The sequence below is a fragment of the Listeria cossartiae subsp. cayugensis genome (genome assembly GCF_014229095.1).
In the GTDB taxonomy this organism is placed as follows: domain Bacteria; phylum Bacillota; class Bacilli; order Lactobacillales; family Listeriaceae; genus Listeria; species Listeria cayugensis.
The window spans coordinates 162,797-180,007 of sequence record NZ_JAARZC010000003.1 but is presented as its reverse complement, the minus strand read 5'-3'; the positions used below and the strand labels follow the sequence as shown (position 1 = coordinate 180,007).

The following is a 17,211-nucleotide window of genomic DNA, read 5'->3' as shown; positions in this document are numbered from 1 at the left end:
CTGAGACAGAAAAGGGAGACAGAGACTACATATGAAAAAGGGCATAAAGATTTTATTGGTTACATTACTTTTATTTCCGATGCTGCCATGGCAATTTGTGCAAGGTGCGGTGAATGCGGAAAGTGAGTTTGGAAATTATTATGGAAAACAATTAGCCTCGCAAGATAAGGTGACTGTGGCAGACTTAAATGAGGATGCGCAGAAGCAGTTAAAGGATGAGAATCCGCCAAAAGATACAACGCTAGATGAGGATTTAAGTGATAAAAACGCAGATGCGGTTCGTTTGTTTGAAGCAGAGACGCCGAATGTGACAGAAACTTTGGCAGAAGATGCATCCACTGCTGGAATGGAAGAGGTAGTTGCAGAACGGACGGAGAATACGAAGACCTTTGTAAATAAGGAAACTGGTGAAGGAGAGACGTATTATTTTACAGAACCAGTGCATTTTAAGAACGATGATGGCAAGTGGGAAGATTTTGATGCCACGCTAGTAAAAGATGGTGAAAAAACATGGGCAGCAAATGAGACGGCTCGAGAAATCACGACGCCAAAAGTGGTTACAGAAGACGCGATGCCAACGCTTAGCTTAGACGGCGCAAATGTGGCAGTTCGTCCTAGTGGCGAGGCTGATTTGGCGCAGGTTGTAGCGAAGGATAATCGAATTATGTATGCGAGTGAAGATGCTAAAACAGAGCCGTTTACGCTAGAGGCGGACAGTTTTGGAATGGAGCTCGGGCAGTATGTGAAAGCCGGCGAGGATTCGGAGCAGCAGGTTACATTTGATTTGACGGTTCCTGCTGATGTGACCTTGAAAGACGATGAAAAACGTGCGGCGACATTGATTTACCGCGGGGAAGATTTGATTGGTGCGATTCCAAGCCCAGTTTTAGAAGATGAAACGGGGTCTGTAATTGATACGTTAACCGCGAAAACGGAGAAAACGGAAACCGGCTATCAATTGCAAGTCGCAAAGCTCAGTACGAAAAAAGTGACGGGTAATTTAGCTAAAGTCGCTGTTTCATTTGTGAGTACAAAAATTACAAATGGAATTCAGGCCACTAGTTTGCGTCAGTACCGAGACGATGTGGCGTATTCTTTCCAGCCGTACATGTATATCGGCTATGATGATGGGAATAACTCTGGAACGGAGGGTGCAGCCCATTTTATCACGTATGGTGTGGTGAAAGTACCTGATAGTGAAATTAAGAAAATTGGCACAAACCGTGAAATCGAATCGGCGGAGTTGTCGCTTTTTAGAAGAGGAACGCAAGGCTTCTGGGGAGACCGTGCAAAAGATAGTAAAGGAAACGTTGTGAAGCGTTTATTTGAAGTGCATGGAATTACAAAAGACGTTGGGAATATTGATGATTTAACATATGGTAAATTTAAAAGTCTTGGTTTTCCGTATGGTCCACCTGCAAACGTAGACGGTAAAGAGACGTATATCGGGAAAATTGATGATGCGAATCGACGTATTTCCTTTGATATTACAAACGTTGCGAAGGATTGGGTGAATGGTGGTAAAAACAACGGCGTGATTGTAAAAACGGCAAAAGTGAATTCCTTTGAAATGCCATATTCGCAAGCTGATATATTTGCTGCGCCTAAATCTGGTGTTACGAGCGAGTCGCCATATGTGGTATTTAAGCACCGCGAGCGTCCGCCGATTGATGCGGATATGCCACTCAAAGATACGAAGCTCTATTTGCGTCCATTTGTAAGCGCGAATAATGATGGAAAACTTGATTTTACAGCACTTGGAATGGATGGCGTTGGTCGTCCCGATGCCAAGATTAATTATAAAATTATTGATACATCAGATAATAAAAAGGTGACATTTAGCGGTACAGATCCGTCGATTGGTCGAGATTATTTATTCCCGAATTATCCGAAATTGAGTAGTGAAACGCAGGAATACCGCGAGTTGATGAGTAACTGGCAGACGAACACACTACTTTTAAAAGGTGTTTTGAAAGAGAATCATTTGTATCAAGTGGAAGCAGAAATTAAGGATGGAAATGAATCGGTAAGTAAGAAATATGATACGTTCCAGATTTACAAGGTGACAGGGCTAGACTCGTTGCCACGCTTGCTGAAATTTTACGGGATTGCTAATAAGCGGTCGCAGTTTATGCTGGATAATAATATGAAGGATGAATTGCTCGTTCAAGGGAATGTAGTGTTTATTCGGAATCCGCAAAAAAATGCGGGTAAAGCCTATCAGTCGGGAAATTACGATACGGCAGATAAGATGCGACTTGATGCGCTAGCTATAGGGCGCGGCAAGCATTGTACATTTGGCTATGAACCGATTAATTTTGATAGTGGGAACTTGCTTTATAATATGGAAGATGCGAAATGGTTTGATTTCGATGAGCAACAGACGATTACGCGGACATACAATTCGATGGCTCAAGGTAAAGACAGCCCAATGGGACGAAACTGGACCTTTAATTTGACGGACCAGTTAGGTTTCTTAGAAGGCGGTGCAGTGATGTTGGCGCGCTCGGATGGTGGGAGTGTGTTCTTTGAGAAGCAATCTGACGGAACTTTTGAGATAGAGGAAGATGAGCCACTTGAGCTTTCGAAAAAAGTGAATAAAGATGGCGCGCGTGAATTTGAGGTTGTGGATTTAGAAACAGGAAACATCTCTCTTTTTGCTGCAAATGGTCAACTTTTAAAAGTGACAAGTAAGGCTGGGAATGTAACGAATTATACGTATAACGCTGATGGTGAATTGGTGAAAATGGTCACTGGCTCTGGAAAAGTGTTGCAGTATGCATGGGATGCGGATGGACACTTGAAGGAGATCATATTACCTGATGGCGGGAAATTGGCTTATTCATATGATGAAGATGGAAACCTGACGAAAGTGGTGGATCAAACTGGGAAAGCAATTACCTACCAGTATGATTCAGAACACCATATGACATCATATAAAGATAACGATGGGAATTTATTAATTAAGAATACATTTGACGCGGATGGTCGTGTAACGGAGCAGACAGACGGAGAAGGCAATACTGCCACGTTGAAATATGAGTCTGGAAAAACAACGACAACCGATTTCAATGGCAATAAGAAAGTAGTTTATTTTAATGACCGCTTGCAAACGACAAAGATTGAGTATGCTGATGATACGACGACAGAAAATAAATATAACGACAAGCATCAATTAGTCGCTTCTGTAGATCAGCTGGGGAATACGACCACTTTTGAAAATGATGCAAATGGAAATCTGACGAAAACGGTATATCCAGACGGAACAACGGAAACGAACGAATTTGACGCGAAAAATCAATTGATCCGAAAAACAGATAGCCGTGGCGGTGTAACGAGCTACACATACGATTCCAAAGGCAATGTTGTGCAAATAACTGCACCAAACGGAGGCGTACAAAAATTCACGCATAATGAAGATGGTCAAGTAGTTTCAGAAACAGATGCGAATGGCGCGGTAACAAAGACTGCCTATGATGCAAAAGGAAACCCGACAAAAGTAACAGATGGTCGTGGCAATGAGACAACCTATGCCTATGATAGTTTGTCGATGTTGAGTAGTATTACAGATGCAAATGGTAAGTCAGAGAAATATGAACGTAATGCACGCGGCGAGCTAGTGCGCGAGTGGAACGCGAATGGCGCAGCGATGACTTATGCCTATGATACAAACGGCAATAAGATAAGCGAAACTGATTTGAATGGCAACAGCACTACTTTTGAATATGATGCTTTTGACCGTTTAATCAAGGAAACGAATCCGCTTGGTGGCGTGACAAAATACAAATATGACGGCAATGGTAATAAAATTAGTGAAACCGATCCACTCGGAAACACAGAGAAATTTAGTTATGATGCGCTAAACCGACGGATAAAAGTGACTGCTGCAGATGGTGCGGACATTACCTATCACTATGATGCGCTTGGTCAAAAATTATCCGAAGAAACCGAAGATGGTCAAAAAACAAGCTATCAATATGATGCAAAATCAGGCTATAAAACAAAAGAAATAGACCCACTCGGCAATGAGACAAATTATGCCTATGATGCAGATGGCAATGTCACGAAAATTACGTATCCAGATGACACAACCGAAGAATTCAGCTACGATGCAATGGACAATATTACACGTTTCGTCGATCAAGCTGGCAATGTTCAGACGTACGAATTTGATGCGAACGGAAACACAACAAAATTAAAAGAAGCTGGACGTGTTTCGACATATACCTACGACGAGAATGGCAGCGTAACCTCCGAACAAGATGCAGCTGGTGGCGTGAAACGTTATAGTTTTGATAAAGTCGATCAAGTGCAAATCGAAACCGATGAGCTTGGCGAAAAGACGCACTATGTATACGATGCGGATGGCAATGTCACGAAAATCACAGACGGCAATGGCCATGCTATAACGATGGCATATGACAACGCAGGTAATGTGATTCGCCAAACGGACGCAGAAGGTAACACTACAAAATACACCTATAATGCGCTCAATTTAGTTGAAACAGAGATTTCACCAACAAACGATATCACGCAATATCGCTATAATAAAAATGGTAATTTAATTACAGAAATAGACCCATATGGCAACGAAACAAACTATCATTACACAAAAACGGGCGAAGTTTCTGAAATTATTGATGCTCTGGGCAACGAAACAACATATGACTACGATAATCGTGGAAATCTGACAACAAGTACCGATCCACTAGGTCGTAAAACTACCTATAGTTACGATATGGCGGACCGTGTCACTGAGCAAAAAAATCCAGATGGCACTAAAGCAACTTACACTTACGACAAAATGGACAGACTGCTAGAACAACAAGACAATACAGGTCAAAAAGAAAGCTACACATACAATGCAATTGGTGATATAACGCGTGTTGCTGACCGCAAAGGACGCAGTGAAGCCTACAGCTATGACACATTCGGCAATGTCAGCAGTAAAACAGACATGCGAGGCAACAAAACGAGCTACGAATACGATGCAGCCAACCGCCTAGTGAAACAACAAAACCCAACAGGCAAAGCGCAAAGCATTGAATACAATAAGCGCGGCGATATCACATCAGAAGTTTTACCAAATAGTGGCAAGTACACTTATAATTACGATGCAGAAGGTAATTTGTTGTCCGAAACAAACCCACTAGGTGAAACAACGAGCTACCAATACAACGGCAACGACGAGCTGATTACGACAACGAATCCAGCGGGTGCTAAATCAAGCGTAACCTACGATGCTAATGGCAATGTCACAGCAGTTACCGATGAAAATGGCGGTACAACAAAACAAACTTTCGACGCAACAGGTTTAGTAACAAGCCAAATAGATGCAGAAGGAAATAAAACACAATTCGGCTACGACCAATTAGGACGCCTAACAACCGAAATTGATGCAGCTGGATTCAAACTCCTGAACAGCTATGACGCAGCAGGACGCCTTATCAAGGAAACAGATAAGCGCGGTAACACAACGAAATATACGTACGACAAAGCAGATAACATTTTGACAGTCAAAGAGCCTTATGGTACCACGTCGACATTTAAATACGACCTACGTGGCAACATCACCGAAGAACTTGACGCAAATGGTAATGCGACAACATATAGCTACGATAAAGACGATCAACTTTTATCTAAAACGGACCCGATTGGCTATAAACAAAGCTACAAGTATAACGAATACGGCGATCTTATCGAAGAAAGTGATAATCAGCAGAAAAAAGCAATTGCCAGCTATACTTATGACAAATTTGGGCAACAAAGCACGAAAAAAGACATCCAAGGTCGAATCACGCGCTACACTTACGACGATACCCAACGGATGACTCAAATTACGTATCCTAACAAACTTTCTGTCGGTTATACGTACGATAAACTGGACCGTGTTACTGCAATGCGAGATGTTCGTGGTAATGATACTAAAATTCAGTATGACAAAGTCGGCAACGTTACCTCTATGATTGACCCAGGTAACCAAGCCTACAAATACACCTACGACAAAAAAGGTAACATGACCAAAGAAATCGACCCACTCGCAGCAAGCACGGAGTATCGTTACAATAAAAACGACCAAGTTATCAGCATCAAAGACCCAACAAACGCAATAACTAAATACCAATACGATGCGCGTAACTTGCTAACTTCTATTACAGATGCCAAAGGTCACACAACAAAAATGGCCTATGATGGCAACGAGAATCTTAGCGAAACAACAGATGCAAAAGGCAACAAAGAACGCTTCCAATACGACTCACTAGATCGCATGACAGCAGCACAAAACCGACTAGGACAAAAATCAACTTACACTTACGACAAAGTAGATAACGTCACGTCAATCAAAGACGCCAAAGGTTTTGTCACAAAATATAGCTACAATGATCGCAGTGACCTTGTTAAAGAAGTAACACCAGAAGGCAAAACCGAAAAATACGAATACCAACTAGACGGTTCCTTGAAGTCTAAAACCAAGCCAGATGGTGAAAAAACAACTTATAAATACGATGAACTAAACAATTTAGTCGAGCAACAATTTGATGGTGGTAGCTACAAATACACCTATGACAGCAATGACGACGTAAAAACCGCTACATCAAAAGACGGAACATCCGAGTTTACTTATAACAAATTTGGTGACGTACTATCAGTCAAAGATGCAAACGGTGAAACATTGAAATACGAATACGATACAATCGGCCGCAAAACAGCGCTCATTTATCCAGATAACACGCGCGTATCTTACCGCTACAATGACGCCAACCTGCTAACCGACGTAATCGAATCAGACGGCAAGAAAACCAGCTACACTTACGACGCGAACGGCCTGCCACTGAGCATTCATTACAGCAATGGCACAACGACGAGTTATAAATACACAGCAACTGGCGAAACCGAACAAGTCATCACCAAAAATAAAGCCGGTGAAGCCATCGCATCATTTGACTACAGCTACGATGAAAACGGTAATGTAGCCAAAGAAACCATCAATCAAAGTGGCGAAAAACAAACCAAGAGCCACACCTATGATGCCGATGACCAACTGACCGAAACAACAATAACCAAAGACGAAACAACCGAAAAAATTACGTATATCTATGATGCTAACGGTAACAGAAGCAAACTATTACGTAATAAAAACGGCAAGAAAACCACGGAAGACTATCATTACGACGATGACAACGCACTCGCAATGATTAAAGCAGATGGTGATGAAGACACAACCTACACGTACGACAAAAACGGAAACATTACCAAAAAAGCCTTACGAAGTGGTAAAGTAGAAACATACACGTACAATGGCGAAAACCAACTGATTCAATCCGCCGACAACGAAGGCAACCAGACGACATACACATATGACGCATTTGGCAATCGTATAGGTAAAGAAACTATCACAGACAAAACCAAGTCCTTCAAAGGATCGCTAAGTGAATGGATTACAGAATACGACAAAGATAGTCAAAAAGGCAAAACAACACTAGCGGGACAACTAGAAACTCGTGCCAAAGAAACGTCTAAAGGCTGCCCAGCATACGCAGAAGCAAGCAAAGATACAACTACTAAAAAGGGTATCCAAGGCAAAACGAATCTTAAAGCCAGCGACAGTAGCCAGCGCACTACGAAACTGAATCAAACAGTCGGCTACCAAACGGTAAATACCATTCGCTACGTCAATGATTTAACCCAAGAATACACCCAAGTCGCCCAGCTTAACGAGACGACAGAAGACGACGGCGAAACAAGCACGACCAAGACCGCTTTCCGCTTTGGCGATGACAACCAAATAATCGGTACAGACGAAGAAAGCTATCACGAAAACGGACTAACCGACATCGCAACAACGTCAGACGGCGAAACAAATACCGACTACGACTACACTGACTATGGCACCGCACTTGCGACAGCCCCAGTGGCGAATCAAATCGGTTACCGCGCGCAAATGCACGATACAAGCGACACACAAAACCTACGCGCCCGAAATTATGATACAAACACTGGCCGTTTCCAACAAGCCGATAACTACAGAGGAGCCCTAGACGACCCACGTAGCCAAAACCGCTACATTTACGGCATCAACAATCCAATGTCATTCGGAGATCCAAGCGGAAACATACCAAAATGGCTCAAAAAAGCAACCAAAAAAGCTAAAAAAGCCGTGAAAAAAGTAAGTAAAGGCGTCAAAAAAGTAAAACAAGTAGTTAAGAAAACCGTCAAAAAAGTAAAACGCGTTGTAAAAAAAGTACAAAAAGCCATCAAGAAAACCACCAAAAAAATCAAACGCGCCGTCAAAAAAGTAACCAAAAAAGTACAAAAAACAGTGACGAAATTCAAGAAAGCAGCAAAGAAATCGATTAAACAAGTCACGAAAACGGCAAAAAAAGTTTACAAAGCAGCCAAAAAAGTGGTTCAGAAAAAATATAACCAAGTCAAACAAACCGTGAAGAAAAAAGTACAAACAGTGAAAAAAGCCGGCAAAAAAGTTATATCTAAAGCAAAAAGCGCAATCAAAACAATTTCAAAAGAAACAAAAAAACAAGTCGTCAAAGCTGGTGCTAAACTATTAGTAGCTCAGGCGAACCATGCCGTTCGTTTAGAAAAAACAATGAAATCAATTTGTGATAATCTTGAACCAATCGGCGTAGGTGTGTTGGATAGTCTAGTAAACAGTGTTACCGGTGGAAACGTAGAAACTATTGGTAAAAATAAGGAAGTGTATGGCGATGATAACCGCTATTACATTGGAAGGTTAATTTTTGATTCATCGAGTATTTTGCTCGGTATTGGGGGAATCGTCCTTGGGGCAGGCGTAGAAACCGGCGGTGTGGTACTGGACGGAACAGGTGCCGGAGCAGCAATCGGAGTGCCACTCAATATAGCCGGATTAACCATAATCACAGGAAGTGCAGCTTTAATAGTAAGCAGCGGAGCTAACTTTTTCCAAGACGCGAAGGATTTGGCTTCGAATATTGAGAAAGGGAAAGCAAAAGAGGAAACTACTGGAGCCAATGATTTTGAGTTTGGTAGTAATTCAAAGAATCATTTGGAAAATGTAGAGACGGTCAACACCAAAAAAGGTGTTGTTGGCGGGCATAATATGGACGAGTTCAATAAGGCATTAAAGAATCAAGGGTTTAATCCAGAAGACTTGATTGTTTCCAAAAAAGCGCACCCAACTATTGATGGTATTTATGAAATAAAATACAAAATACCTAGGAAAGATATGACTGGTGAGGTTGCAAAACCAGTATCTTACAAGGATATTAATGATCCAAAAACAGTTTATGACCCTACTAAAATTAGTAATGAGAAAATGTTTGAATGGGGGCAGTCTGCCATGAACAATGGGAAAATCCAACCAGATGGTCGGACAGTTATTGGAACATCTTCAAACGGATTGAAATTTATAGGTTATTTAGATGATGCGGGAAAAATAACTAACTTTTATCCGGTGTTAAACTAAAACGATTGGATAGTGATATTATGCAAAATGAATTTCAACTTTTAGAAGACAAGAAAAGTATAGATCAACTTATGTTAACGTATTTTTCAATAATTAGTGGAAAATATTTGAAAAAGGCTTTGTCTGCTTTTAAAGAAAAAGAAGGATATGGACAAGAAATAGTTTTTGTTTTTTTTCAAAAAGACTTAGACGACTACGATATGGCGCAATTACCAAGACCGTTAGATGATAAACATGTTTTAGTTGAATTAGGATTCCCAGCTGTAGAGATTGATCAAATAGCATACTTAGATTTTAAAACATTTTATGCTTATTTAGATGAGAATGTAAAAAAAGAGGCGGAAAGAAATCCAGAAGGAAATGAGTTTATAGAACTGCTAAAAAAAGTTAAAAGTAGTTTGGAAATATAGCTTTATAAAATAAATAATGCGCTTCTATAACAAGATTGACAATAAAGTAGCTAGTAAAAAGCTAGCTGTAGTTAGTGCATGATGATTCATTTAAGAGAGCTTGAACGAGCTCTCTTAAATGCGTATAAAGGACTGCTTGGAAATGTGTTGATTCCTAATACGAGAATAACGAAGCTGAAATGCCAATAGTACAGCGGAACGCCTTAAATAGAGGGAGTATCTATGACAAAAAATGAAATTTTAAGAGTAAATACAATAGATATTTTAGAGTTAGAGAAGAACGCAAAAAAGAATGAGTGCTATATTGTTAATATCCAGGGAAATAATATTCAAACCAAAAAAATTTTTCTGGAATTAATGGCGGAAAAATTTTTACTACCTGATAGTATTGGATGGGATTCATTTACAGACTGGATGACTGATTTAAGTTGGATTGATAATCCATGTTTTTGTATTATAATTAAAGATTATACAGATTTCTTAAAAAAAGATACTGAATCCAAAGAAATTGTAATGGAAATTTTTAAAGAAGATATTTTACCTTTTTGGGAAAACGGTGTAACTCAAACAGTTGTTGAGGGGAAACCCCGCTCGTTTAAAGTGTATTTAGTTAAATAGCATATTCATGTAATTAAACGAAATAATAGTCCTTTGAAGTGTTATTATAAAGGACTATTATTTTTAGTTTATTATTAAAACGTGGGTTTCCCAGCCCCAAGAAAGTCGGTGGGGCTAGTGGAACAGGAAATGGAGCTAACAGTCCTGAGAATGTTACATTATATGAAAAGTACAAAGATGTTTTAGGAACCACAGAAACGGCCAATCCGCTTGTTGATAGTTTAAGAGAAACTGGTAAGTTGCCAGATAATTTCATTTTAAAATATTTGGCAATTGAGAAAGAGTAGAGACCAGGAACAGCACTATAAAACAATGCATTTTATTGGTAATTATTAGAAATCATAGGAGTGAAAATAATATGTGTGCTTCGACAAAAAAGGAAGTTACAATAGATTTAAAAAAAGTATCAACTAAAGAAGAGTTACAAATTTTATTAAAACAAAAACTTGATTTCCCTGATTATTATGGAGAAAATTGGGATGCTTTTTGGGATACTATAACAGGGTTAGTTGAATTACCAGAGAAAATTATATTCGAACATTGGTCAGACTTGGAAGAGTCTATTCCAGACGAAGCCAATTCATTAAAAGAGATGCTGAACAACTTTAATAGAAAATACCCTATTATGAAAACTGAGATAGAGTATAAATAGCCAATCGATTGCTAAAAAGCTTAGAATTTCACTCTATTTTGCTATGTTTTGAGGGTGCAGTAGAGAAGATTTGAAAGAACAAATTCAAATATTAATGCAAACGGCGGGCATGTTATGCTGAAAAGGCTCGAGGGACAAGTCAAGGAATACGAACAATAAAGAACAATCTGCAGTTTAGTGCATGACGATTCGTTTATGAGAGTTTTAATTAAAAATTTTTAGATTCAATATTAAAGTAACAGTGAAGGATTTGGTTTTTACACAATATTTACTTAAGAGAGCTTAAAAAACTATCTTAAGTGTATATAAAGAGTTACTTTTGTAAATTAATGAGGTGAGAAAATGTTTAAGCTAAGTATGAAACTTGAGAATAAAATAATCAGTGGACAGATAGAGTACAATAATGAAGATGGAAGTTTAGATTTTATCCCTAGAGTAAACTCGGATATTTCATTACTTATCAGTTATATAAATATAGGATTTGACTCTATTCTAATGACTGCTAATCAAGTATGGGGGTTTACGCCAAGAGAAAGTTGGCATGAAGAAAAATTAACTTTACCGTCTAACATACAGAAGGGAGAAATCAGTCTAGAAGAGGATTTTGAACCAGGATCTTGGAGGTTAGATAAAAAAGAAATGTGGCTTGCTTACTATGATTCAGAACAAAAGTGGCTATGCTTTGGGAATTTTACAAATAATAGTGATGATAAGTGCATTGAGTTTCTTAAAAATGTAGTGGCTGTTATTGATAATGAGCAGTATTTAAAATCTTTGTGGATAAAACCAGATTTCAAATGAAAAAGAAACCTTAATCTCAATTGTTGCCAAGAAAGTAAAGCTTTATCTATTTACTAATCAAAGAGCTTTCTTACTGGTATTGGCGGAATAGTAGGAGGCGGAACGCTTGTTGGCGTAGTGCTAGATGCAACAGTAGCAGGAGTCGCCATAGCCCAAGGAAGTGCAACACTAGCCTCAGCAGCGGGGCTGGTGGACCTAAAACTACGGGAACTGTATGGGATGATATAGTTCCAACAGCAGAAAATATCCCAAGTACATTTCAAACAAATCTTAATAGTAATGTAAAATACACCAATCCAAAAACGTGTACAAATACTATAGAACATATGGGAGAATAGATTTCACAGTTTGGAGGAGAAACGGCAAGTACTGGTGTGAGAAGCCAAGTTATGTTGGAAAGCTATTCTTCGTCATTAAATAAGGCGATGGAAAGTGTAGCTACAAAGAGTCCTGGAAGGTACTTTGAAACATATGGAAATTGGGAATTGGGCATTAATACTGAGACAGGAGTTGTATACCATGCCCGTATGATAAAATAAAGGAGTGTGAAGAGTTTGGTGGATATAAAAAAATGTAATTTAGATTTCAGGTATGAGAGAAGTATTGAAAGTATGGGGACAGGATTAATACTGTTTAAGATACGAGTTAAGGAGAAAAATATTGGTCATAATTACCACCTTTTTTATGAGAATGGTAAAAAACCACCGCTTGACGTTGCGATTAATCCGAAAAAAGGAACCATAGAATATATAAGTTTCTTTTTGCAGGATGAAAAATTAGATTTGAATGAAATGAATTTAGACCTTTCGTTAGGAGAAAACAATATTATTATTACAGATTCTAAGTTATCGGAAAATAGCTCTGATATAAGTATGCATAAGGAGTTTTCAACGTTTTTGAGTGGCAACAGTATTATAATAGTTGAGCAGAGCGTGGAAGGTAACTTGATGGGATATAAGTTAAATGAGTTCAACTACATCTTGTTTAATAAAGATCAAGAAGTGGCTGGGGTATTATTGAAAAATATTACTTCCGATGAGATGGAACAAATAAAGGAATCAAAGGCTATATGAAAGGACAAATGAATTTGTAGTAATTTCCTTATACCCGCTTGACTACCAAAAACAATAAAAAAATATCTTCTGTCAGGATTCTTGCCATGAAATGGTTCGAAGCAGACCTTTACAGAGGATATCTTTTTATTGTAAATTCCAGCAAGTGGGTGAAAGAAATAAAAGAGTTTTTAAAACCTGCAAGTAAAAGCATTAAAGGTGAAATTGTAAATGAAAAACCATTCTAAAAATAAAAAAGACACTCAAACACAAGACGGGTAATCAAGTTGACAACAGCAAATAAAAGCTAGCGCATGATGGTTCATATAAGAGAGCTTGAAAGAGCTCTCTTATATGCGTATAAAGTGCTACTTTTATAAAATTAAATTAAGATTCAAAGCAAAAAAATGCAATACGTTGATTCTTAATACAAGTACATCTCGAAATGGCTTAAAAAAGTAACCAAAAAAGTCATAACCAAAGCAAAAAGTGCAATCAAATCCATTTCAAAAACAACAAAAAACAAGCCATTAAAGCTGGCACTAAACTAGCCATATCTCAAGCAAAACACAGCATGCGCGTAGAAGAAAACAACGAAAGCAATTTGCGGAAATCTTGAACCAGTAGGCGCAGGTACATTGGATAGTCTAGTAAATAATTTCACTTTCGGTTCCGTAGAAACCATTGGTAAAAATAAGGAAGTGTATGGCGATGATAACCGCTATTACATTGGGAGACTAATTGCTGACTCAGCGGCTATCTATCTTGGCGTTGAGGGGATTATCCTTGGAGTTGGAACTGAAATCCTTGGTGGAGCATTGAACTTAACAGGGGCTGGAGCACCAATCGGAGTTCAACTTAATGTAGCAGGGGTTGGCATAATCGCAGGAAGCGCAACCGTTGTAGTAAACAGTGGCGCCAACTTTTCCAAGACGCGAAGGATTTGTTTTCGAATATTGAGAAAGGGAAAGCGAAAAGTGATAAGTTAACAAATGCAACAGAGGACACCAGTGGAGTTGATGTTGAAAATATTATTAAAAAAGGTGAAAAAATGCCTAATCATAAGGTTGTCGAAAATGGGGGTTTACCGAAAGATGGAAAACCAAATTCTTCAGCAGATATTCTTAATCCTGACGGAAGCGTAAAGCAAAGAAGGTATTATGATGATAAAGGTAGAGCAAAAGAAGATATAGATTTTAACCATTCAGATGATGGAACACATGAGTTTCCGCACAGACATAAGTGGGATTGGACGAATCCTGCTAAACCAAAAAGATTGAAATAAGGGGAGAAAATTAATGGAATGGGAAAAATTAGAAACTCAAGCAGATATTGATAAATTGATGCAACTAATTAATAATTTTCATGATAGTTGTATAAAAGGTTTGACGTATTCAAGTGGCACCTATGTAGATGAAGAATATTCTATGATAATGAATACAGAGCCAGTAGTGAATTTATGGATACAAAGACAATCAGAATTTATGACAAATATAGAATTATGTTTAAGAGGAGTCAGTAAATTTCATATAAACAATGATTTGAATTTGACTTTAGACATATTAGGTGTTCATTTTACTAAGCAGGAAGATGATTTTTATTGGTATAGTAGCGAAGATATTGAAGATGAAACTGTGACAAGTTTTGTATGTAAAGAAATTAAATGGAGAAGCAAATCTTCGTACTAAAAAGATAGGTTCCAAGCCCTAAGGAAGAAAGTGAGACTAGTAAGACGGTGAAAAAATGCACTGCCTAACTTAGAAGATGCAACAATCAATCCCCATAAATTAACAGAGTAGTCTTTAAATCCAGAACATCCTGTAGGAGGAAACAAAGTAAAAGTTTTTGAAAATACGTAGGCTGTAATGAATCAAACGCAGATGGTTTATTAAAACAGGTTTATGAAAAATTGTCAGGAAGTAAAGCTGCTTTAGAGAAATTAGACGATTACGGACAGCGGTATACTGTTGATATGTCAATAACTGGACCAAAAGGTAAAAATAGTGCGTACAGGCTGAATAGTGAAACCAAATTTAACTACAATCTATGTAAAATAATAAAGAGGAGGTAAATAATGAAGTTTCAAGAGTATGATATAGTTCGACTACTTAAGCATTATGAAAATAATGTAAAAAAGGATGATATTAGAGCTGTTATTATGGTATTTACCGAACCTAATGAAGCTTATGAAGTAGAATTTCTCGATGAGGAAGGTTATTATAAAGCACAATGTACAATATTGCCAGATGATCTAGAAAAAGTAAAGCGTTGAAATTAATGATTTAGGTGATGTAATCACAGTGATACCTAGTTAAAGGAGACAGATAAAAGTGAAATATGATGAATTAGACTTGATGGAACTATTTCTATCTGAAAGTGAAAGCTTGACTGACAATATAGGTGATGGCAATATAACATATAAGATTAGCAAAGATGATTTTACTTTAAAAATCTTTATAAGAACCTATGAAAACCAAATTAGTGTGTTCTTGACCTATAAAGAAAAAGATATTTTTTATGGAAATTTTGATAACATTACTGAATTGAAAAAGGAAGATATGTATTTGAGAGTTTTAAGAGAGAATAGTACAATCGCCAGTCTTTGTTTTGGAACAACGCTTTCCATAAGTATTGAAAATCAATAATTGGATTACTAAATAAAAAAGGCACTTTACTAGCAAGGAGAAACTCACTAATCAAGTTGCCGATAGCTAACAAAACGCTAGCTTAAGTTAGTGCATGATGATTCATTTAAGAGAGCTTGAACGAGCTCTCTTAAATATGTATAAAGAGTTGCTTTTTGTAAAATCAAAAGGAAATAAAGGAGGCTATTAAACTTGAGCGGAAATTACAAGTTCATGGATTTTTCTAAAACTAAATGGAGTTGGCAAGAATTATTATTTGCGCTGGAAAATAATTTAATTAGCCGAAAAGATATTATAAAATATGCTATACATACTTTGGATGAAGGGATTCTTGGTTTTGATATAGTTCTAAAAATAGCAATCGCTGATGAATATGAGGATATTTTTCCGTATTTTCATGAGTTAATTAGTTTAGAAACTTTTGAAGATGCTAGTACTATAAAAGATAAATGGAGATATGTTATTTTAAAAGAACTGCACGCTAAAAAAACTGATTCTGATGATTTTAACTCAAAAACAGCAGAAATCTATGCTGATTTTGGTTATCCAGAAGACATGGCTGGATTTATTCGTTATATGCCTCTAACAGAGGGGAAGAGCATGGAAGAATCGTGGCAATCATATTTGACTAGTGCTAAAAAAAGATTTGAAAATGAATAAAAAGAAGGTATTTATGCATGGATAAAGCTGATATATTTAATCTAGCGAAATCACTTAATTGTGAATATGAAGTTGGTCTATGGTCTGAAATAAATTCTTTTTTTGAATATCAAGAAGATAATATCTCTAGCTTTGATTTAAAATTTCAAAAAGAAGGTAAAACGATAAATAATTATTTTTCATTAGATGTGAACATGAAAAATTTTAGCTATCAAGCGGCACAAAGCTTGTTCCATCAATTGGTGCAGTTCATTGAGTACAAATCTGCAACTTTTTATATCCAAGAAAAAAGAGCCACTGATATTAGGATATATTTATTGTCCGCAACTTCTGAGAATAAAGGATTTCTGTTACAGTTGAAAATTCAATAAAGAACGTTTAGAGGAGAATACATCTACAACTCGAATTTAGAAGGTACTAAATTGAATAAAACAGTAGTTAAAGCAGAGTTTTGGATTAGTAGATAGTAATGAATGATTGTATATGTATGATTAGAAAATCCACTTTGAATATTAACGACATCGTGGATTTTCTTTTTTATGATCTTTCAACAGTTGATTCTTAGTTTTATTTTCAAATATTAAGCAGGGCTAACTTTATCCAAGACATGAATGATTTATTTTCGAATATTGAGAAAGGGAACGGCAAAGCAAAAAGTGACAATGCCACAAAAGCAGCAGAGGAAGCCAGTGGACCTAAGCTTCCTTATAGAGAGTACAATGGAACTATTGAAAAATCAAAAGTAATTTATGATGAGTTTGGTAGACAAAGTGTTCGAGTTGATTTTAGTGATCATGGAATGCCTTTAGAACATAGCGTTTCCCATATACATGAATATTTGTATGGTCCCGGGCTGTCACCAACCAAAGGATTTGAATTTAGATATAATTATTAAAAGAAAGAGGTTTTT

The 17,211-nt window shown here is 37.5% G+C and carries 15 protein-coding genes; all 15 read left to right on the top strand.

The genetic code is table 11. The annotated features are described in order from the left end of the window. Window positions 1–31: 31 nt before the first annotated feature. Window positions 32–9,463, top strand: a complete 9,432-nt coding sequence (locus HCB49_RS10685; RefSeq protein WP_185604923.1) for an RHS repeat-associated core domain-containing protein — start codon at window positions 32–34, stop codon at window positions 9,461–9,463. 20 nt (window positions 9,464–9,483) lie between these two features. Further along, window positions 9,484–9,873 (top strand): ribonuclease toxin immunity protein CdiI, encoded by a 390-nt coding sequence (cdiI, locus tag HCB49_RS10680; protein WP_185604922.1) that lies wholly within the window; start codon window positions 9,484–9,486, stop codon window positions 9,871–9,873. Window positions 9,874–10,095: 222 nt separating this feature from the next. Next, the gene (locus HCB49_RS10675; protein ID WP_185604921.1) at window positions 10,096–10,491 is read left to right on the top strand and encodes a barstar family protein; all 396 of its coding nucleotides are present in this window, start codon (window positions 10,096–10,098) and stop codon (window positions 10,489–10,491) included. A gap of 358 nt (window positions 10,492–10,849) precedes the next feature. Next, on the top strand, window positions 10,850–11,143 hold the full coding sequence (locus HCB49_RS10670; RefSeq protein ID WP_185604920.1) for a barstar family protein: 294 nt from the start codon (window positions 10,850–10,852) through the stop codon (window positions 11,141–11,143). 342 nt (window positions 11,144–11,485) lie between these two features. After that, complete coding sequence (locus HCB49_RS10665) at window positions 11,486–11,944, top strand: hypothetical protein (RefSeq protein ID WP_185604919.1); 459 nt, start codon at window positions 11,486–11,488, stop codon at window positions 11,942–11,944. A gap of 554 nt (window positions 11,945–12,498) precedes the next feature. Further along, window positions 12,499–13,017, top strand: coding sequence for a hypothetical protein (locus HCB49_RS10660; protein ID WP_185604918.1), 519 nt, complete (start codon window positions 12,499–12,501; stop codon window positions 13,015–13,017). 86 nt (window positions 13,018–13,103) lie between these two features. Next, a complete protein-coding gene (locus tag HCB49_RS10655) occupies window positions 13,104–13,244 on the top strand; it encodes a hypothetical protein (protein ID WP_185604917.1) in 141 nt (46 codons plus the stop codon). 390 nt (window positions 13,245–13,634) lie between these two features. Beyond that, the gene (locus HCB49_RS10650) at window positions 13,635–13,985 is read left to right on the top strand and encodes a hypothetical protein (protein ID WP_185604916.1); all 351 of its coding nucleotides are present in this window, start codon (window positions 13,635–13,637) and stop codon (window positions 13,983–13,985) included. Then, window positions 13,940–14,281: a hypothetical protein gene (locus HCB49_RS10645; RefSeq protein WP_260479524.1), complete on the top strand. Its 342-nt coding sequence runs from the start codon at window positions 13,940–13,942 to the stop codon at window positions 14,279–14,281. The genes HCB49_RS10650 and HCB49_RS10645 overlap by 46 nt, the downstream gene beginning before the upstream one ends. Before the next feature lie 13 nt (window positions 14,282–14,294). Further along, window positions 14,295–14,684: a hypothetical protein gene (locus HCB49_RS10640; RefSeq protein ID WP_061665436.1), complete on the top strand. Its 390-nt coding sequence runs from the start codon at window positions 14,295–14,297 to the stop codon at window positions 14,682–14,684. Between the two features lie 386 nt (window positions 14,685–15,070). Then, window positions 15,071–15,268 (top strand): DUF4926 domain-containing protein, encoded by a 198-nt coding sequence (locus HCB49_RS10635; protein ID WP_185604915.1) that lies wholly within the window; start codon window positions 15,071–15,073, stop codon window positions 15,266–15,268. 58 nt (window positions 15,269–15,326) lie between these two features. Further along, on the top strand, window positions 15,327–15,641 hold the full coding sequence (locus tag HCB49_RS10630) for a hypothetical protein (protein WP_008948972.1): 315 nt from the start codon (window positions 15,327–15,329) through the stop codon (window positions 15,639–15,641). A gap of 192 nt (window positions 15,642–15,833) precedes the next feature. Beyond that, complete coding sequence (locus HCB49_RS10625; protein ID WP_221644133.1) at window positions 15,834–16,301, top strand: DUF2247 family protein; 468 nt, start codon at window positions 15,834–15,836, stop codon at window positions 16,299–16,301. 17 nt (window positions 16,302–16,318) lie between these two features. Continuing rightward, the gene (locus tag HCB49_RS10620) at window positions 16,319–16,672 is read left to right on the top strand and encodes a hypothetical protein (protein ID WP_185604914.1); all 354 of its coding nucleotides are present in this window, start codon (window positions 16,319–16,321) and stop codon (window positions 16,670–16,672) included. A 236-nt stretch (window positions 16,673–16,908) separates the two neighbouring features. Further along, window positions 16,909–17,196, top strand: a complete 288-nt coding sequence (locus HCB49_RS10615; RefSeq protein WP_185604913.1) for a hypothetical protein — start codon at window positions 16,909–16,911, stop codon at window positions 17,194–17,196. The last annotated feature ends 15 nt before the right edge of the window (window positions 17,197–17,211 follow it).